The organism is Brevibacillus sp. FIR094, from assembly GCF_050477165.1.
Classification (GTDB): Bacteria; Bacillota; Bacilli; order Brevibacillales; family Brevibacillaceae; genus Brevibacillus.
On sequence record NZ_JBEAES010000032.1, the window covers coordinates 15,108 to 33,447 of the forward strand.

General features: G+C 48.2%; 19 protein-coding genes and 2 other annotated features (1 of these 21 running past the window's edge). All 19 genes read left to right on the forward strand.

Annotation, left to right across the window (positions count from 1 at the left end; all coding sequences use genetic code 11):
* Positions 1–224, forward strand: a binding site (T-box leader); it begins 39 nt to the left of the window's first position.
* Positions 225–394: 170 nt separating this feature from the next.
* Positions 395–1,060, forward strand: coding sequence for a serine O-acetyltransferase (gene cysE, locus ACQ5DJ_RS23155; protein WP_429844509.1), 666 nt, complete (start codon positions 395–397; stop codon positions 1,058–1,060).
* Positions 1,041–2,447: a cysteine--tRNA ligase gene (cysS, locus tag ACQ5DJ_RS23160; protein WP_429844510.1), complete on the forward strand. Its 1,407-nt coding sequence runs from the start codon at positions 1,041–1,043 to the stop codon at positions 2,445–2,447. Before cysE ends, cysS begins: the two co-directional genes overlap by 20 nt.
* Positions 2,448–2,464: 17 nt before the next feature.
* A complete protein-coding gene (locus ACQ5DJ_RS23165) occupies positions 2,465–2,869 on the forward strand; it encodes a Mini-ribonuclease 3 (protein WP_429844511.1) in 405 nt (134 codons plus the stop codon).
* Between the two features lies 1 nt (position 2,870).
* Positions 2,871–3,626 carry a 23S rRNA (guanosine(2251)-2'-O)-methyltransferase RlmB gene (gene rlmB, locus ACQ5DJ_RS23170; RefSeq protein WP_012683967.1) on the forward strand — a complete coding sequence of 252 codons (756 nt, stop codon included), beginning with the start codon at positions 2,871–2,873 and terminating at the stop codon, positions 3,624–3,626.
* A 1-nt stretch (position 3,627) separates the two neighbouring features.
* The gene (locus tag ACQ5DJ_RS23175; RefSeq protein ID WP_429844512.1) at positions 3,628–4,152 is read left to right on the forward strand and encodes an NYN domain-containing protein; all 525 of its coding nucleotides are present in this window, start codon (positions 3,628–3,630) and stop codon (positions 4,150–4,152) included.
* Between the two features lie 83 nt (positions 4,153–4,235).
* Complete coding sequence (gene sigH / locus ACQ5DJ_RS23180) at positions 4,236–4,886, forward strand: RNA polymerase sporulation sigma factor SigH (protein WP_005828894.1); 651 nt, start codon at positions 4,236–4,238, stop codon at positions 4,884–4,886.
* Positions 4,887–5,123: 237 nt separating this feature from the next.
* A complete protein-coding gene (rpmG, locus tag ACQ5DJ_RS23185) occupies positions 5,124–5,273 on the forward strand; it encodes a 50S ribosomal protein L33 (RefSeq protein WP_003392018.1) in 150 nt (49 codons plus the stop codon).
* Entirely contained in the window at positions 5,273–5,521 is a 249-nt protein-coding gene (gene secE, locus ACQ5DJ_RS23190) for a preprotein translocase subunit SecE (RefSeq protein WP_144618211.1), read from the forward strand. The genes rpmG and secE overlap by 1 nt, the downstream gene beginning before the upstream one ends.
* Before the next feature lie 45 nt (positions 5,522–5,566).
* Positions 5,567–6,103 carry a transcription termination/antitermination protein NusG gene (gene nusG / locus ACQ5DJ_RS23195; RefSeq protein ID WP_137031406.1) on the forward strand — a complete coding sequence of 179 codons (537 nt, stop codon included), beginning with the start codon at positions 5,567–5,569 and terminating at the stop codon, positions 6,101–6,103.
* 186 nt (positions 6,104–6,289) lie between these two features.
* Positions 6,290–6,715 carry a 50S ribosomal protein L11 gene (gene rplK / locus ACQ5DJ_RS23200; RefSeq protein WP_007716214.1) on the forward strand — a complete coding sequence of 142 codons (426 nt, stop codon included), beginning with the start codon at positions 6,290–6,292 and terminating at the stop codon, positions 6,713–6,715.
* Positions 6,716–6,804: 89 nt separating this feature from the next.
* Positions 6,805–7,488 carry a 50S ribosomal protein L1 gene (rplA, locus tag ACQ5DJ_RS23205; RefSeq protein ID WP_429844513.1) on the forward strand — a complete coding sequence of 228 codons (684 nt, stop codon included), beginning with the start codon at positions 6,805–6,807 and terminating at the stop codon, positions 7,486–7,488.
* Between the two features lie 42 nt (positions 7,489–7,530).
* Positions 7,531–7,694 (forward strand) — a sequence feature (ribosomal protein L10 leader region).
* A 24-nt stretch (positions 7,695–7,718) separates the two neighbouring features.
* On the forward strand, positions 7,719–8,234 hold the full coding sequence (rplJ, locus tag ACQ5DJ_RS23210; RefSeq protein ID WP_144618209.1) for a 50S ribosomal protein L10: 516 nt from the start codon (positions 7,719–7,721) through the stop codon (positions 8,232–8,234).
* Between the two features lie 55 nt (positions 8,235–8,289).
* Positions 8,290–8,652: a 50S ribosomal protein L7/L12 gene (rplL, locus tag ACQ5DJ_RS23215; protein ID WP_007716218.1), complete on the forward strand. Its 363-nt coding sequence runs from the start codon at positions 8,290–8,292 to the stop codon at positions 8,650–8,652.
* A 99-nt stretch (positions 8,653–8,751) separates the two neighbouring features.
* Positions 8,752–9,348: a class I SAM-dependent methyltransferase gene (locus ACQ5DJ_RS23220; RefSeq protein WP_429844514.1), complete on the forward strand. Its 597-nt coding sequence runs from the start codon at positions 8,752–8,754 to the stop codon at positions 9,346–9,348.
* Positions 9,349–9,657: 309 nt separating this feature from the next.
* Positions 9,658–13,197 (forward strand): DNA-directed RNA polymerase subunit beta, encoded by a 3,540-nt coding sequence (rpoB, locus tag ACQ5DJ_RS23225; protein WP_429844515.1) that lies wholly within the window; start codon positions 9,658–9,660, stop codon positions 13,195–13,197.
* A gap of 29 nt (positions 13,198–13,226) precedes the next feature.
* Positions 13,227–16,853 carry a DNA-directed RNA polymerase subunit beta' gene (rpoC, locus tag ACQ5DJ_RS23230; protein WP_429844516.1) on the forward strand — a complete coding sequence of 1,209 codons (3,627 nt, stop codon included), beginning with the start codon at positions 13,227–13,229 and terminating at the stop codon, positions 16,851–16,853.
* A gap of 137 nt (positions 16,854–16,990) precedes the next feature.
* Positions 16,991–17,245 carry a 50S ribosomal protein L7ae-like protein gene (locus ACQ5DJ_RS23235; protein WP_007716222.1) on the forward strand — a complete coding sequence of 85 codons (255 nt, stop codon included), beginning with the start codon at positions 16,991–16,993 and terminating at the stop codon, positions 17,243–17,245.
* 123 nt (positions 17,246–17,368) lie between these two features.
* Entirely contained in the window at positions 17,369–17,812 is a 444-nt protein-coding gene (gene rpsL, locus ACQ5DJ_RS23240; RefSeq protein WP_005828873.1) for a 30S ribosomal protein S12, read from the forward strand.
* Between the two features lie 53 nt (positions 17,813–17,865).
* On the forward strand, positions 17,866–18,336 hold the full coding sequence (gene rpsG, locus ACQ5DJ_RS23245) for a 30S ribosomal protein S7 (RefSeq protein ID WP_007716226.1): 471 nt from the start codon (positions 17,866–17,868) through the stop codon (positions 18,334–18,336).
* Positions 18,337–18,340 lie beyond the last annotated feature (4 nt).

The following is an 18,340-nucleotide window of genomic DNA, read 5'->3' on the forward strand; positions in this document are numbered from 1 at the left end:
TCTACAGAGAGGATGGATAGGTGAGAGCCATCTGGTGTGCCCTGTATGGAAATGCCCCTGTGAGCAATGAGCTGAACCTATCTTTTTGAAAAGATATCAGTAGGCGCCATCGGCTTCCCGCCGTTATCGGGATATGAGCGAGATTTGCTCATGACTGTTGTTAGTTTTTCGCGACAGTGATGACGATCTAAGCAGAGTGGAACCACGGTAAACCCGTCTCTGTCCCTTCGTGTTTTGAGGGGATAGGGACGTTTTTTATTTTTTTGAAAGGTAGTTCAAAAAGTCGCTTCTTCAGGTTCTCGCTACTTTCTCGATGCTGAAAAGACAACTTTTTGAACCCTGGCATTGAGGTTGAATGTGAGCAGGTAAATCAGGCAGGAGGTGCCACCCAAAAATGTTAGCACAGATGAGAGATGACATTCATGCTGTTTTTGAACGAGACCCGGCTGCGCGAAGTACGCTGGAAGTCGTTATGACCTATTCCGGTTTGCACGCGATATGGGGGCACCGGATTGCCCACAGGCTCTGGAAGGCTGAGCTGTGTACACTCGCCCGAATTGTCTCTCAACTATCCCGTTTTTTCACGGGAATTGAGATTCACCCGGGCGCAACAATTGGCCGCGGCCTGTTCATTGACCATGGCATGGGTGTTGTGATCGGAGAGACGTGCGAAATCGGAGACCATGTAACGATTTATCAAGGGGTTACACTCGGAGGAACAGGTAAGGAAAAAGGAAAGCGTCACCCTACGATCGGCAATGATGTCATTATTGCTACGGGAGCAAAGGTGTTGGGCTCCTTCAAAATTGGCGATAATTCAAAGATAGGGGCTGGTGCCGTTGTCTTGCAGGAGGTACCGCCTAACTCGACCGTAGTAGGAATCAAGGGACGCATCGTCATCCAGGATGGCAAGCGGGTCAAAAATGATCTGGACCATGTAAACATGCCAGACCCGGTAGCGGATACGATTCGTATGATGCAAAAGGAAATTGATCAATTACGCAAAGAATTGGAGCTTTTGAGGGAGGATAAAAAGAACGATGGGCATTCAGCTGACTAACACGATGACGCGGCGAAAGGAACCGTTTTACACATTGGAGCCAGGAAAGGTAAAAATGTACGTGTGCGGCCCGACCGTGTACAACTACATCCACATTGGAAATGCGCGCCCTGCCATTGTATTTGATACACTGCGCCGTTACTTGAAATATCGTGGCTACGAAGTGACATTCGTGCAAAATATTACGGACGTAGATGACAAACTGATTCGGGTGGCGAATCAAGAAGGTGTCACTGTCAAAGAAGTGGCGGATCGATACACGGATGCGTACAATGCTGATCTGAAAGCACTGAACGTACCGCCACCTGATATTCAACCGCGAGTGATGCAGACAATTCCGGAGATCATTGAATTCGTACAAGGGCTGATTGAAAAAGGCTTTGCCTACGAGAGTGAAGGTGACGTTTATTTCCGCACGGGACGTTTTCAGGAATACGGAAAGCTTTCGCATCAACCGTTGGATGATTTGCAGGCAGGTGCTCGTGTAGAAATCAACGAGAAAAAGGAACATCCCCTGGACTTTGTCCTTTGGAAAGCGGCCAAGACCGGAGAAGTTACCTGGGACAGTCCGTGGGGCGAAGGAAGACCGGGATGGCATATTGAGTGCTCGGCAATGGCCCTGAAGTTTTTGGGTGAGGAAATCGATATCCATGCGGGCGGAACAGACCTTGTGTTCCCGCACCACGAGAACGAAATTGCCCAGTCGGAATGCTTTACGGGTAAAGTCTTTGCTCGTTATTGGCTACACAACGGCATGCTCAATATCGATAACGAAAAAATGTCCAAATCCCTCGGGAATTTCTTGCTTGCACGTGAGCTTTCAGAGAAGTTCGGCGGTCAGTTAATCCGCTTCTTCATGCTTCAAGGGCACTATCGCAACCCGATCAATTTTAGCGAAGAGTTGATCGAACAGGCGGCCAATGGTCTAGATAGAATTAAGACCGCGTATACGAATCTGTCCCATCGTCTAGATACCGTGCGCGCAGAAGAGCCGAATGATCAGGCGCAGGAGCAGGCACGAATCATTGGAGAGCTTCGTGAGCGTTTCATTTCTGAGATGGATGATGATATCAATACAGCGAATGCCATTACCGTTATTTTTGACGTGGTGAAGGAAGCTAACCTGTATTTGCGTTATCAAAATGTAGGCGAAACCGAAGTTCGTGCGTACATGGATTTATTGGTGGAGTTGACGAAGGTTCTTGGTCTTGAAATGGCAGAAGAGCAGGAGCTGTTGGATAGTGAGATTGATGCGTTGATCGAAGAGCGCACAGAAGCTCGCAAAGCAAGAAACTTTGCCCGTTCTGACGAAATCCGCGATCTGCTCGCAGCAAAAGGAATCGTGCTGGAGGACACGCCACAAGGTGTTCGCTGGCGTCGAAAATAAGGGGTCGAAGAAAATAGATGCAAAAAGAAGAACTAACCCGAGATCCTAATCTGACAAATCCACTCGTGCTTGCCTTCCTCGGGGATGCTACCTATTCGCATTGTGTTAGGTATCATTTGATCGCCAAGGGGCTGGTTAAACCAAACCAGCTCCACAAGGCGGCCAACAGCTATGTTTCAGCGAAAGCACAGGCCAATGTGTTGTTGACGTTAATGCCCACATTGCCAGAGGAAGAATTGAATGTAGTGAAGCGGGGGCGGAATGCCAAATCCGGTTCCAGTGCCAAAAACGCCGATATTATCGACTACCGTCATGCAACGGCTTTTGAAGCATTGATCGGGTACCTGTACTTGAGTGGAAAAGAAGAGCGGATCGCTGAAATTGTGCAGCAGGCTTTTGCCATAGTGGAAGGAGAATCATGAAATGAGTGAAGAGTGGATTTTGGGGAAAAACCCCGTCATCGAGGCTTTGCGATCGGGTCGTACGATCAATAAGATTTGGGTTGCAGAGGGAACGAATAAAAATCTGATGGGACCTGTATTTGCTTTGGCAAAAGAACAGGGTGTCATTGTGACGACAGCGAACCGCAAAAAACTGGATCAGCTCGTGTCGACGGACAACCATCAGGGCGTAGTAGCTTCTGTTGCTGCTTACGATTACGTAGAAGTAGACGATATTTTGAAGCGGGCAGAGGAAAAAAACGAGGCGCCGTTCATTTTGCTGTTGGACGAGCTGGAGGATCCGCATAACCTCGGTTCGATCATGCGTACAGCTGATGCAGTCGGTGCTCATGGTGTTATCATTCCAAAACGACGTTCTGTCAGTCTTACGGCAACAGTGGCAAAAGCTTCGGCAGGGGCGATCAACTACGTGCCGGTAGCACGAGTGACGAACTTGGTTCGTACCATGGAAGAGCTCAAAGAACGCGGTGTTTGGATCGCAGGAACTGACGCGAGTGCCAAACAAGATTTCCGCCAGGGCGACTATACAATGCCGCTCGCGATTGTCATTGGAAGCGAAGGAAAAGGCATGAGTCGCCTCGTGCGGGAAAACTGTGATTTTCTGTACAGCCTTCCGATGGCGGGCAATGTTACCTCACTCAACGCTTCTGTAGCAGCTGCCTTGTTGATGTATGAAGTCTATCGCTCCAGGAGTCCAATTCCAACGCGGGTGAAATGACATGTCGAAACGAAAAGCCAAGCAGCTGTTGATCGTAGATGGATACAATATCATCGGTGCCTGGCCCGATCTGCGCCTGCTGAAGGATCAAGAGCGGATGGACGAGGCGCGTGATCAGTTGATCGCAAAAATGGCAGAATACCAGAGCTACACAGGGACGAAAGTTATCATCGTTTTCGATGCGTACAACGTTCCTGGCAGTGGCCGTCAAATGGAAGACTTCCAGGTTGAAGTCTATTTCACGAAGAAAAAGGAGACGGCTGACGAAAAAATCGAGCAGTTAGTCTCCGAATTTCACAATAAAAATCGACAAATTTATGTGGCAACTTCTGACTATACGTCACAACGTGTCATATTTGGGCAGGGAGCTTTGCGCAAATCTGCCCGGGAGTTGTTGCTCGATATGGAAAATGCGGGGAAAGAAATCAAGAAACAAGTCGAAAAAACGCAAGAAGACGGCTTCTCCAGGCGGATTACGCTGAATGATGAAATAGCGAAAATATTCGAAAAATGGAGAAGGGAATAACTTGGATTCGGTTGACGCTTTTTTACGGAATCATGTATAATAGCGCTATCTATTGGAGAAACCGGTTGGCGGAGGGATCATTTGTGAGTGTTGACCTCAAGGAGTTAAAACATGCCCAATATGAACTAATGACCGACGAAGAAGTAGTCGACCTGGTTCGCGATAATGACGCCGAAGCTTTGGAGTATTTGATCAACAAATACAAGAACTTCGTTCGTGCCAAAGCGAGATCCTATTTTCTTATTGGGGCTGACCGCGAAGACATCGTGCAGGAAGGGATGATCGGACTGTACAAGTCTATTCGCGACTTCCGAGGAGACAAGCTCACGTCGTTCAAAGCATTTGCCGAGTTGTGTATTACCCGTCAGATCATTACCGCGATCAAGACAGCGACACGCCAAAAGCACATCCCGCTCAATTCTTACGTCTCACTGGACAAGCCTATCTACGATGAAGATTCTGACCGCACGCTACTTGATGTGATCTCGGGAACGAAAGTGACCGATCCAGAGGAATTGTTTATCAATCGGGAAGAGTTCGATGATATCGAGGGCAAAATGAGTGAAATTTTGAGTGACTTGGAGCGCCAGGTTCTCATGCTCTATTTGGATGGGCGATCCTATCAGCAAATTGCCGTCGAGCTGAAGCGTCACGTCAAGTCTATTGATAATGCATTGCAGCGTGTAAAGCGCAAGCTAGAGCGCTATTTGGAAGGAAGAGAGATTCATCTGTAGAGAATCTCTCTTTTTATTTTGGAAGCAAAAGGACTTCTTCTTGTCAAGTCATTTTGTTTGACATGGGTATTTCGGTATGATAAATTTATTTAGGTAGCCATAGACTTTTATCTCTCTGTTCTATGGTTACTTAGGTGAATGAAATGGTCTGGAAAAAGTAGCGGTTTTCCCGTACTATTTATCATCGGGGTACTTTTAACTAATAGCAGGTTTGAAATGAGATGGAGGTGGCAATAAATGCGAGTAAACATCACGTTGGCGTGCACCGAGTGTGGCGAGCGTAACTATATCTCCACGAAGAACAAGCGCACCACTACTGAACGTGTTGAACTGAAAAAGTATTGCTCCCGTGACAAGAAGCAAACCCTTCATCGCGAGACGAAGTAATGGTTGATGCGACGAAGTCAGGGGGTGGCAAAGTGGGTTTTTTATCACGAATCGGAGCCAGTTTTCGCCGTACCGGTGGTTTTTTTAGTGACGTAATGTCAGAGCTAAAGAAAGTCCGTTGGCCAAACCGTAAAGAGTTGACAACCTATACGCTTGTTGTACTCGTTACGGTCGCGCTCCTTGCAATATTCTTCTTCGTCGTTGATTTGGGTATCTCGCGCTTGATCGATTTGATTCTAGGAACGTAATTATGCAAGTCTTAGGAGGGACGGACGGTTATCGTCCTGTTGGATATGGAAAAAGCATGGTATGTACTTCATACGTACTCAGGTTACGAAAACAAGGTTAAAACAAATCTGGAGAAGCGACTCGAGTCGATGGGCATGGAAGACAAGATCTTTCGCGTTCTTGTTCCCACTGAAGAAGAGGTGGAAACCAAGGATGGTAAGAAGCGCACCGTCACGAAAAAAGTGTTTCCTGGATACGTCCTTGTTGAAATGGTGATGACGGACGACTCTTGGTATGTCGTGCGCAACACCCCTGGGGTTACCGGCTTTGTCGGATCCACGGGTGCTGGCTCTAAACCGACAGCGCTGCGTCCTGAAGAGGCCGATACGATTCTCAAGCAAATGGGAATCGAAATTCCCAAGATCAGAGTCGATTTTGCTCTCCGCGATATGGTGCGCGTCACAGATGGTCCGTTTACTAATCGCACCGGGGAGATTATCGAGATTTACCCGGACAGGCAGAAGGTTCGCGTGTTGGTGGACATCTTCGGTCGCGAAACACCGGTAGAGCTAGACTTTACACAAGTTCAACAATTGGATTAGGATTCAACTTGAAAAGTATTGCGCTATGTGGTACATTTCATTTTGTTTTAACAATCCCACAAAACTAATTGGGGTTTCTTGCACTCTCACTATAGATCGAAAGTCTTTTACATAGAGACTTTCAAAAAACGGTGGGAGGGGGCATTCCCCCGTAATAACCACATGTGAAGTAAGGAGGTGTCTTACGTGGCTAAGAAGGTTATCCGCGTAATTAAATTACAAATCCCAGCAGGTAAAGCGAATCCTGCACCTCCAGTAGGTCCGGCTCTCGGTCAAGCTGGTGTAAACATCATGGGATTCTGTAAAGAATTCAACGCTCGTACAGAGAGTGAAGTTGGTATGATCATCCCGGTGGAAATCACTGTGTTTGAAGACCGTTCTTTCACTTTCATCACAAAAACTCCACCAGCTGCAATTCTGTTGAAGAAAGCTGCTGGTATCGAGTCCGGTTCCGGCGTACCAAACAAAACAAAGGTTGCTACGCTGAAGCGTGATAAAGTTCGTGAAATCGCAGAACTGAAGCGTCCTGACCTGAATGCTGCATCCGTAGAAGCGGCTATGCGCATGGTAGAAGGTACAGCTCGTTCTATGGGTATCGTAATCGAAGACTAATTGTCTTGAGTGCAAGGGGGCACAGACGTTGTGCCCCCCTGTCTGTGGGAGGATCAACCGCTACGACCACATTGAAGGGAGATTTAATCATGGCGAAAAAAGGTAAGAAATATCAAGAGGCTGTAAAGCTCGTTGATAAAAACAAAGTATACGAAGTAGCAGAAGGTATTGAGCTGGTTAAAAAAGCAGCTACTGCTAAGTTCGATGAAACTGTTGAAGCAGCTTTCCGTTTGGGTGTAGACCCTAAGCGTGCTGACCAACAAATCCGTGGCGCTGTTGTATTGCCACATGGTACTGGTAAAGTACAACGTGTTCTCGTATTCGCTAAAGGCGAAAAAGCAAAAGATGCTGAAGCAGCTGGCGCAGACTTCGTAGGCGATGCAGACATGATCGCGAAAATTCAAGGTGGCTGGTTCGACTTTGATGTTATCGTAGCTACCCCTGACATGATGGGTGAAGTAGGTAAATTGGGTCGTGTACTCGGACCAAAAGGCCTGATGCCAAACCCTAAGACCGGTACTGTTACATTTGACGTAACAAAAGCGGTTAACGAAATCAAAGCAGGTAAAATTGAGTATCGCGTAGACAAAGCGGGTAACATCCACGCTCCAATCGGTAAAGCGTCCTTTGATGCTGATAAGTTGGCTGGAAACCTGGCTGCTCTGACTGACGCACTGAACCGTGCGAAACCGGCTGCAGCAAAAGGTGTTTACATGAGAAATGTAACCCTGAGCTCCACTATGGGCCCTGGTGTACGCGTATCTGTAAAATAATGACAGTTGACTTCCTTTGCGGGAGTTGTTAAGATAGTTCCTGTTGATGAAAAGAATATGCCGTAGACAGAAGGCGCGGTGCTTGTGAAAGTAACGCTTAATTTCCCTCCGAGGCGTGTAATGTACGAATGAGGAAATGTTGATTTCCTTTGACGATATAACATTATGCCCTCGTGAGTCTGCGAGGGCATTCTTCATTTTCTAGGATTAGAGCACGGGAGGTGTAAACAATGGCAGAAATTCGTCCAACCGTTATTCGTGAAGAAAAGGTACAAGCGATCAACGAAATCGCTACCAAACTCCGCGAAAGCCAAACCACAGTGGTGGCTGACTACCGCGGTCTGACTGTAGCCCAAGTAACCGAGCTCCGCAAACAATTGCGTGAAGCAGGTGTTGAGTTCCAAGTGTTGAAAAACTCCTTGACTCGTTTGGCTACTGAGAAGGAAGGCCTGACTGAACTGGATCAATATCTGACTGGACCGAACGCTTTGGCGTTCTGCAATGAAGATATCATCGCTCCAGCGAAAGTTATCGCTGAATTCGCGAAGAAAAACGACAAGCTGGAAATCAAGGGTGGCGTTATCGAAGGTAAAGTAGTTGGTGCTGATCAGATTAAAGAATTGGCGTCCCTACCAAACCGCGAAGGTCTCTTGTCCATGCTTCTCTCCGTCCTGCAAGCTCCAATGCGCAACGTTGCACTGGCAGTCAAAGCAGTGGCAGAACAAAAAGAAGGTCAAGGCGCGTAATCGCCTGATCGGTTAATGTTTTACAAATACTATTCCTTGAATGGAGGATTTACAAATGTCTAAAGACCAAATCTTGGAAGCCATTAAAGGCATGTCCGTTCTCGAACTGAACGATCTGGTAAAAGCAATTGAAGAAGAATTCGGTGTAACTGCTGCTGCTCCTGTAGCTGTAGTTGCTGGTGGCGGAGCAGAAGCTGCTGCTGAGCAAACTGAATTCACTGTTAACCTGGTAAGCGGCGGCGCTTCCAAAATCAACGTAATCAAAGTTGTTCGCGAGCTGACTGGCTTGGGTCTGAAAGAAGCAAAAGACCTGGTAGACAACGCTCCAAAAACACTCAAAGAGGGCGTTTCCAAAGACGAAGCAGAAGCTCTCAAAGCAAAACTCGAAGAAGCTGGCGCACAAGTAGAAGTAAAGTAAGTTAGCTTCCTTTAGGAAATCCCCTTGCCTGCGGCAGGGGGTTTTTCTGTAAGGTTTTGATGAATGTATGTTGAAACGATGAGGAAGGGTGAATCACACGTGGCAGACCACTACTACACCAATCGACCGGGTGCTGCACATGACGAACAGCAATTTACGTTTATGCTCCGTGGCAATGAGCTTCGTTTCATTACGGATGCAGGCGTTTTTTCCCGAGACCGGATTGACTTTGGAAGTGTATTGCTCATCGAGAACATGGAAATCGACAGTCATGCGCGTGTGCTCGATGTGGGCTGTGGGTATGGTCCGATGGGCTTGACGGCTGCCAGACTTGCTGAACATGGTCAAGTAACGATGATCGATGTGAACGAGCGTGCGGTGAACCTGGCTCGTCGTAATGCAGAAGCAAATGGAATAAAAAATGTCGAGGTTCGAGTGAGTGATGTTTATAGCGGCGTGCAAGGTGACCGGTTTGACGTCATTCTGACCAACCCGCCGATTCGCGCGGGCAAGGAAATCGTTCATCGCATTTTCGTGGAAGGTTACGATCTGTTGGTTGATGGTGGAGAAATGTGGGTTGTCATTCAAAAGAAACAAGGCGCCCCATCTGCATTGAAGAAACTACAGGAAATGTACCGTGAAGTGATAGAAGTTGATCGGGAAAAGGGCTACCACATATTCCGGGCAATCAAATAAGCAAGAAGAAACCATTAGAAATCTTTTCTTGACGTGAATATTTGATTGTGGTAGCATTATAAAATGTCAATATGGGATAAATGTCTATTTTTCAGCAATTCCCTGTCTGTCAAGCGTTTCTACTTTTTTCCTTAGATAGGAATGTTTGTGTGAAAACATGGGAATTCTTTTAAAATAGAGTTTCTCTGGGTTAAAAATGGTTGAAACTACTTTAACCCATTTTTATTTTTAGGCATTCGAATGCGACTGAAAGAAGTTGCCGAATGCCGAGTTTCTGTGTGTGAAAACACAACCTGAGGGGTGAATAAGTTGGCAGGTAAAGTGATTCAAAGTGGCCGACACCGCCAGCGTCGTACGTATTCACGTATTAACGAAGTGCTGGGCCTTCCAAATCTCATCGAGATTCAACAAAAGTCCTACCAATGGTTCCTTGATGAGGGGCTCCGTGAGATGTTCCAAGACATTTCGCCAATCCAGGACTTCACAGGTAATCTCGTGCTGGAGTTTATCGACTACAGCTTGGGAGAGCCGAAGTACGATGTTGACGAGTCGAAAGAACGTGACGTCACCTATGCGGCGCCTCTGCGTGTGAAGGTACGTTTGTTGAACAAAGAGACGGGAGAAGTGAAGGAACAAGAAGTCTTCATGGGGGATTTCCCGCTCATGACCGAAACGGGAACCTTCATTATTAATGGTGCTGAGCGCGTTATTGTCAGCCAGCTTGTTCGTTCCCCCAGTGTATATTACAACACCAAAGTGGACAAAAACGGCAAGCAGACGTTTACAGCTACAGTAATCCCGAACCGGGGTGCTTGGCTGGAGCTGGAGACCGATGCGAAAGACGTAATTTATGTCCGCATCGACCGTACGCGAAAAATCCCGGTAACGGTTCTTTTGCGTGCGTTGGGCTTTGGTTCTGACATTGAGATTCTCAACTTGCTGGGTGAAGATGAATACATCAAGAACACGCTGGAAAAAGACAATACCGATTCTACGGAAAAAGCGCTCATCGAAATCTACGAGCGTCTTCGTCCGGGCGAGCCGCCAACAGTCGAAAATGCGAAGAGCCTCTTGATCTCTCGTTTCTTCGACCCTAAGCGCTATGACCTGGCTTCTGTTGGTCGTTACAAAATGAACAAGAAGCTTCATCTGAAAAACCGTCTGTACAACCAACGTTTGGCTGAAACATTGATCGATACCACTACAGGTGAAATTTTCGCCGAAGCCGGTCAAATGATTGACCGTCGTGTATTGGAACGCATTGTGCCAGCTCTGGAAGGCAGCATCGGATTTATTGACGTTCGCACGCATGGCGGCGTTCTGGAAGATGAAGCAATCCATCTACAATCTATCAATATTTTCTCTCCGATCGAAGATGGCAAGATCATCAAAGTAATCGGAAACGGAAATGTAGATAAATCCTTCAAACATGTTACGCCGGCGGATATCGTATCGGCGATCAACTATTTCATGAACCTCCTGCACAGTGTTGGTTCCACGGACGATATTGACCACTTGGGTAACCGTCGTCTGCGTTCCGTAGGTGAACTGTTGCAGAACCAGTTCCGTATCGGTTTGTCCCGTATGGAGCGTGTTGTTCGTGAGCGTATGTCCATTCAGGACCAAAACCAAATTACACCGCAGGCTCTCATTAACATCCGTCCAGTGATCGCATCACTGAAGGAGTTCTTTGGTAGCTCGCAGTTGTCTCAGTTCATGGATCAAACGAATCCATTGGCTGAGTTGACGCACAAACGCCGTTTGTCCGCACTCGGACCTGGTGGTTTGACGCGTGAGCGCGCTGGCTTTGAAGTGCGCGACGTTCACCATTCCCACTACGGTCGTATGTGTCCAATTGAGACGCCAGAGGGACCAAACATTGGTTTGATCAACTCCCTGTCGTCCTTTGCACGCATCAACGATTACGGATTTATCGAAACACCTCGTCGTAAGGTAGACCCGGAAACTGGCTTCGTTTTGACTGACATTAGCTATTTGACGGCTGATGAAGAAGACGTGTTTAACGTGGCGCAGGCGAATCAGCCGCTTGATCATGATGGCCGTTTCGTAAACGACATGGTAATTTGCCGTCGTAAAGGTGAGATCTTGAGCGTACCGCGCGACAAGGTCGACTTCATGGACGTATCGCCGAAGCAGGTTGTATCCGTTGCGACCGCGCTCATTCCGTTCCTTGAGAACGATGACGCGAACCGCGCACTGATGGGTTCAAACATGCAGCGGCAGGCCGTTCCGCTTTTGATTCCACAGGCACCGTTTGTCGGTACAGGTATGGAGCATAAAGCAGCGCAAGACTCCGGCGTGGCGATCGTTGCCAAGCATCCGGGTCAAGTAGAGCGCGTAACGGCTCGCGAAATCTGGATTCGTCGTTACCAAGAAATCGACGGCAGAAAAGTTGCCGGCGATCTCGATAAATACAAAATGCACAAGTTTATCCGTTCCAACCAAGGTACCTGCATCAACCAGCGTCCAATCGTAAGCACTGGAGACTGGATTGAAAAAGGCGATATCGTTGGGGACGGCCCATCCACTGAAAAAGGTGAATTGGCTCTCGGTCGTAACGTAATCGTTGCGTTTATGACGTGGGAAGGATACAACTACGAAGACGCGATTCTTCTGAGTGAAAAACTTGTAAAAGATGACGTTTATACGTCTATCCATATTGAAGAATACGAGTCCGAAGCTCGTGACACCAAGCTGGGTCCAGAGGAAATCACTCGCGATATTCCAAACGTCGGGGAAGATGCTCTGAAAAACCTGGACGAACGCGGTATCATCCGTGTTGGTGCGGAGATTCAGGACGGCGACATTCTCGTTGGTAAGGTTACTCCTAAAGGGGTTACTGAGCTGACAGCAGAAGAACGCCTCTTACATGCAATCTTCGGTGAAAAAGCTCGTGAAGTTCGTGATACATCCCTGCGCGTACCGCATGGTGGTTCCGGTATCATCGTAGACGTAAAAGTATTTACGCGTGAGAATGGCGACGAATTGCCACCAGGCGTAAACCAACTCGTTCGCGTTTACATCGCCCAAAAACGGAAAATCTCCGTGGGTGACAAAATGGCCGGTCGACATGGTAATAAAGGGGTTATCGCCCGCATCATGGCGGAAGAAGATATGCCGTTCCTGCCAGATGGCTCTCCAGTAGAGATCGTACTCAACCCGTTGGGCGTACCTTCGCGTATGAACATCGGTCAGGTATTGGAGACTCACTTGGGTATGGCAGCGAAGCTTCTGGGTATCCACGTAGCAACGCCGGTATTCGACGGTGCACGTCAGGCAGAGGTATTCGAAACGTTGGAAGAAGCAGGCCTCGATCGTGACGGAAAAACGATCTTGTTTGATGGTCGTACAGGTGAACCATTTGATCGCCGTGTAACAGTTGGTTGTGTATACATGCTGAAACTGGCTCACTTGGTCGACGACAAAATCCATGCTCGTTCCACTGGTCCTTACTCTCTTGTTACGCAACAGCCATTGGGCGGTAAAGCTCAATTTGGTGGACAGCGTTTCGGGGAGATGGAGGTTTGGGCATTGGAAGCATACGGTGCTGCCTACACCTTGCAAGAAATTCTCACTGTTAAGTCGGATGATGTCGTGGGCCGCGTGAAAACGTACGAAGCGATCGTTAAGGGCGAAAACGTTCCAGAACCAGGTGTTCCTGAGTCCTTCAAGGTATTGATCAAGGAACTTCAGAGCTTGGGTATGGACGTGAAGATTCTGTCCGGAGACGAGCAGGAGATTGAAATGCGTGAAATGGAAGACGAGGATGAAGGCAACGGTGAAAAACTGAACCTCGTACTCGAAGGCGGAAGCTTGAACGAAGAGTAAGATTCCGGTACCAAGGGAGGTAACGCCCTGTGATTGACGTGAACAACTTCGAATATATGAAGATCGGCTTGGCTTCCCCCGATAAGATCCGTTCGTGGTCTTTCGGGGAAGTGAAGAAGCCAGAGACGATCAACTACCGCACATTGAAACCGGAAAAAGACGGCTTGTTCTGCGAACGCATCTTTGGACCAACCAAGGACTGGGAGTGTCATTGCGGTAAGTACAAGCGCGTTCGTTATAAAGGTGTAGTGTGCGACCGTTGTGGCGTGGAAGTAACCCGCGCCAAAGTACGGCGTGAGCGTATGGGGCACATTGAACTGGCTGCCCCAGTTTCTCACATCTGGTATTTCAAAGGGATTCCAAGCCGTATGGGCTTGGTGCTCGACATGTCCCCTCGTTCCCTGGAAGAAGTAATCTATTTTGCTTCTTATGTAGTTACCGATCCAGGTGATACTCCTCTCGATAAAAAGCAATTGCTCTCCGAAAAAGAGTACCGCAACTATCGTGAGAAATACGGCCACTCCTTCCAGGCGATGATGGGTGCAGAAGCGATCAAACGCCTGCTTGCTGAAATCGATCTGGATAAAGATGTGGAAACGTTAAAAGAAGACTTGAAAACGGCGCAAGGACAACGTCGCAACCGTGCGATCAAGCGTCTGGAAGTACTTGAGGCATTCCGCAACTCCGGTAACAACCCGGATTGGATGGTTCTCGACGTATTGCCGGTTATCCCGCCAGAGCTTCGTCCAATGGTTCAGTTGGATGGTGGACGCTTTGCCACTTCCGACCTGAATGACCTGTACCGTCGTGTAATCAACCGTAATAACCGTCTGAAGCGCCTGCTCGAACTGGGTGCTCCTGACATTATCGTACAAAACGAGAAACGCATGCTGCAGGAAGCAGTAGACGCGCTCATCGACAACGGTCGTCGTGGACGTCCGGTAACAGGACCAGGTAACCGTCCTTTGAAATCTCTCAGCCACATGCTGAAAGGTAAACAAGGTCGTTTCCGTCAAAACCTGCTCGGTAAGCGTGTTGACTATTCCGGTCGTTCCGTTATCGTTGTAGGACCTAACTTGAAGATGTATCAGTGTGGTTTGCCAAAAGAAATGGCACTGGAACTCTTCAAACCGTTCGTGATGAAAGAGCTGGTTTCCAAAGGCCTCGCTCACAACATCAAGAGCGCAAAGCGCAAGGTTGAGCGCGTTCAGCCAGAGGTATGGGACGTTCTCGAAGATGTGATTCGCGAGCATCCGGTACTGTTGAACCGTGCCCCTACCTTGCACCGTCTGGGTATCCAGGCTTTCGAACCAGTTCTGGTTGAAGGCCGCGCGATCCGTCTGCATCCACTCGTTTGTACAGCGTACAACGCGGACTTTGACGGTGACCAAATGGCGGTTCACGTTCCGTTGTCTGCTGAGGCACAGGCAGAAGCCCGTATCCTCATGCTGGCAGCACAGAACATCTTGAACCCGAAAGACGGTAAGCCGGTAGTAACTCCATCCCAGGACATGGTGCTTGGTTCTTACTACCTGACACTGGAACGTGAAGGCGACAAAGGCGAGGGTACGATTTATCGCGATCCTCACGATGCGATTGCCGCTTATCAGCAAGGCTTTATCAGCCTGCATACGCGCATCGCTTTGCCAGCGAATCGTCTGAACAAAACCAGCTTTACTGAGCGTCAAGAGAACGCGCTGATCGTAACGACAGTTGGGAAAGTGATCTTCAACGAAATCTTCCCTGCAGATATGCCGTTTATCAATGCACCGACTAGAGCTAACCTGCAAACGATGGTTCCAGATGAGTGCTTTGTCTTTGATAAAGGTACGAATGTTACTGAGTTCATTAAGAACCTCCCGGACCCAGGTGCTGTAAAAAAAGGCTTCCTAGGAACGATTATTTCCGAGTGCTTCCGTCGCTTTGGTACGATGAAAACGTCCATGATCCTCGACAAGATCAAGGAACTGGGCTTCACGTACTCGACGAAAGCAGGTATCACGATTGCCGTAGCGGACATCGCAGTACCAGGAAAGAAAAAAGACATCCTTGATGCTGCAGATGAGAAAGTTGCAACTGTCATGACGCAATTCCGTCGCGGTTTAATTACCGAAGACGAGCGTTATGACCGTGTAATCTCCATCTGGTCCAAAGCGAAGGATGAAGTAACAGAAGTATTGATGAAGGCGATGGATAAGTTCAATGCGATCTACATGATGGCGAACTCCGGTGCCCGTGGTAACGTATCCCAGATCACTCAGCTGGCTGGTATGCGCGGTCTGATGGCGAATCCATCCGGTCGAATCATCGAGTTGCCGATTAAATCCAACTTCCGTGAAGGTCTGACGGTATTGGAGTACTTTATCTCCACGCACGGTGCGCGTAAAGGTCTCGCCGATACGGCCTTGCGTACAGCGGACTCGGGTTACCTGACTCGTCGTCTGGTGGACGTTGCTCAAGACGTGATCGTACGCGAAACCGATTGTGGAACAGATAAAGGTATCCGTGTAACAGCAATCAAGGATGGTAAAGAAGAGATCGAGAAGCTGTCTGACCGTCTGACAGGACGTACTTGCTTCGAGACTTTGCGCCACCCTGAGACAAAAGAAATCATCGTGCACCGCAATGAGGAGATCTCTGAAGAGGTTGCCGAGTATATCGAAAAAGAAGGTATTACTTCCGTATATATCCGTAACGTACTTGCTTGCCGTACCAGCCATGGTGTCTGCAAACTGTGCTACGGACGAAACTTGGCGACAGGAGCCGAGGTGGAAGTGGGAGAAGCGGTTGGTATTATCGCTGCTCAGTCCATTGGTGAGCCGGGTACCCAGCTGACCATGCGTACCTTCCATACCGGTGGGGTTGCGGGAGACGATATTACCCAAGGTTTGCCGCGTATTCAGGAGTTGTTCGAAGCGCGTAATCCAAAAGGGCAAGCAGTCATCTCCGAGATCGATGGTGAAGTTGTCGACATTCGCGAAGGGAAAGATCGTCGCGAAATCGAAGTACGTGGAGAAGCGGAAAACAAAGTGTATGCAGCACCGTATGGCTCTCGCATCAAGGTTTCTGTTGGTGTCAAGCTAAATGCTGGTGATGAGCTCACGGAAGGTTCCGTAGACCCGAAAGAAATGCTCAAAGTTCGCGGCATGCGCGGCGTTTCCAACTACATCTTGCAAGAGGTACAAAAAGTTTACCGTATGCAAGGGGTAGAAATTAACGACAAGCACGTTGAGGTTATGATTCGCCAGATGCTGCGCAAACTGCGTGTCATCGACAGCGGAGATACTGACCTCTTGCCAGGTTCCTATGTTGAGGTACCAGAATTTGAAGTAGCAAACACAAAAGCCCTCATGGAAGGCAGAAGTCCAGCAGTAGGTCGTCCGGTTCTTCTCGGGATTACAAAAGCATCCCTTGAGACGGATTCCTTCTTGTCGGCAGCTTCTTTCCAAGAAACTACCCGCGTTCTCACCGATGCAGCGATCAAAGGAAAAGTGGACCGCTTGCTAGGTTTGAAAGAGAACGTTATTATCGGGAAGTTGGTTCCAGCAGGTACCGGTATGTCACGCTACCGCAATGTAAAAGTTGCTAGTCAAGTAGATTACGAAGCAGAGCTGGAAGCAGCGAAGGCTGAGCAAGAAGCGGTTTCTGTAGAGTAATTACGGGAAAAGCGCCCATCACCGATTGGTGGGCGCTTTCCTAAATAAAAATATCAGATGGGCGTTGACAACAACTAGCCCACCTGATATTATATTCAAGTGTGCCTGACATCTGTACTTTGGAGGATATGAGGATCATGTCTTATGAAAAAGTAGAGCGGGCCAAGGACTTGACTATCGGCATTAAGCAGACGATCAAGGCTGTTGAAAACCAACAGGTAGAAGCAGTGTATATCGCTGTTGATGCAGATAAGCGTTTGACCCAAAAAGTCGAGCTCCTTTGCAAAGAGAAGGGTGTTCCAGTCATCCATGTAGATTCCATGCGTCGCTTAGGCAAAGCGTGCGGAATTGAAGTGGGAGCGGCTACTGCTGCGATTAAAAAAAGTGGTTAACGATGTTTTTGTCTGTGGCTTACACGTTGCGTAATGCTGGACAAGGACTTTCTATTTGACCTAAAAATGACTCACCTGGATCTGTGGTCTTGAAGATTGGGTATTAAGAAGGGAGGTAACATCATGCCTACAATTAACCAATTGGTGCGTAAAGGTCGCGAGGATAAGGTTGTGAAGTCGAAGTCCCCAGCTCTTCAAAAGGGGTACAACAGCTTCAAGAAAAGCCAAACTAACCAAAGCTCTCCTCAAAAACGTGGTGTTTGCACTCGTGTAGGTACCATGACTCCGAAAAAACCGAACTCCGCGTTGCGTAAATACGCTCGTGTGCGTTTGACTAACGGAATCGAGGTAACAGCTTACATCGGTGGTATTGGCCACAACCTGCAAGAGCATAGCGTCGTGCTGGTGCGCGGCGGTCGTGTAAAAGACTTGCCAGGGGTACGCTACCATATCGTTCGTGGTGCACTTGACACTGCTGGTGTGAACAACCGTAAACAAGGTCGTTCCAAGTACGGTACTAAGCGTCCGAAGCCAGGTCAAGCAGCAGCTGCAGCGAAAAAGAAATAAGAAAACGCCTGTGAAGTGGCGTGATTTTATAACGAAAAGAAGGAGGGAATACGATGCCTCGTAAAGGTCCTGTAACCCGTCGTGACGTGCTGCCTGATCCTATTCACAACAGCAAGTTGGTTACTCGCTTGATTAACCGCCTGATGTTGGATGGTAAGCGTGGTGTAGCTCAGAACATTCTCTACAACGCATTTGACATCATCCAGGAGCGCACAGGTCGCAACCCGATGGAAGTGTTTGAAGAAGCACTGAAAAACGTAATGCCAGTACTGGAAGTTAAAGCTCGCCGTGTAGGTGGTGCTAACTACCAAGTACCAATCGAAGTAAAACCGGAGCGCCGTACCACTCTTGGCCTGCGTTGGATGGTTAACTACTCCCGTAACCGTGGAGAGAAAACCATGGAACAACGTCTTGCTAACGAGATCATGGACGCTGCTAACAACACCGGTGCAGCAGTTAAAAAGCGTGAAGACACGCACAAGATGGCTGAAGCGAACAAAGCGTTTGCTCACTATCGCTGGTAGGAAT

Coding starts and splice junctions, on each gene's coding strand:
- cysE (WP_429844509.1), top strand. CDS start 395: ATGTTAGCACAGATGAGAGATGACATTCATGCTGTTTTTGAACGAGAC.
- cysS (WP_429844510.1), top strand. CDS start 1,041: ATGGGCATTCAGCTGACTAACACGATGACGCGGCGAAAGGAACCGTTT.
- ACQ5DJ_RS23165 (WP_429844511.1), top strand. CDS start 2,465: ATGCAAAAAGAAGAACTAACCCGAGATCCTAATCTGACAAATCCACTC.
- rlmB (WP_012683967.1), top strand. CDS start 2,871: ATGAGTGAAGAGTGGATTTTGGGGAAAAACCCCGTCATCGAGGCTTTG.
- ACQ5DJ_RS23175 (WP_429844512.1), top strand. CDS start 3,628: ATGTCGAAACGAAAAGCCAAGCAGCTGTTGATCGTAGATGGATACAAT.
- rpmG (WP_003392018.1), top strand. CDS start 5,124: ATGCGAGTAAACATCACGTTGGCGTGCACCGAGTGTGGCGAGCGTAAC.
- secE (WP_144618211.1), top strand. CDS start 5,273: ATGGTTGATGCGACGAAGTCAGGGGGTGGCAAAGTGGGTTTTTTATCA.
- nusG (WP_137031406.1), top strand. CDS start 5,567: ATGGAAAAAGCATGGTATGTACTTCATACGTACTCAGGTTACGAAAAC.
- rplA (WP_429844513.1), top strand. CDS start 6,805: ATGGCGAAAAAAGGTAAGAAATATCAAGAGGCTGTAAAGCTCGTTGAT.
- rplJ (WP_144618209.1), top strand. CDS start 7,719: ATGGCAGAAATTCGTCCAACCGTTATTCGTGAAGAAAAGGTACAAGCG.
- rplL (WP_007716218.1), top strand. CDS start 8,290: ATGTCTAAAGACCAAATCTTGGAAGCCATTAAAGGCATGTCCGTTCTC.
- ACQ5DJ_RS23235 (WP_007716222.1), top strand. CDS start 16,991: ATGTCTTATGAAAAAGTAGAGCGGGCCAAGGACTTGACTATCGGCATT.
- rpsL (WP_005828873.1), top strand. CDS start 17,369: ATGCCTACAATTAACCAATTGGTGCGTAAAGGTCGCGAGGATAAGGTT.
- rpsG (WP_007716226.1), top strand. CDS start 17,866: ATGCCTCGTAAAGGTCCTGTAACCCGTCGTGACGTGCTGCCTGATCCT.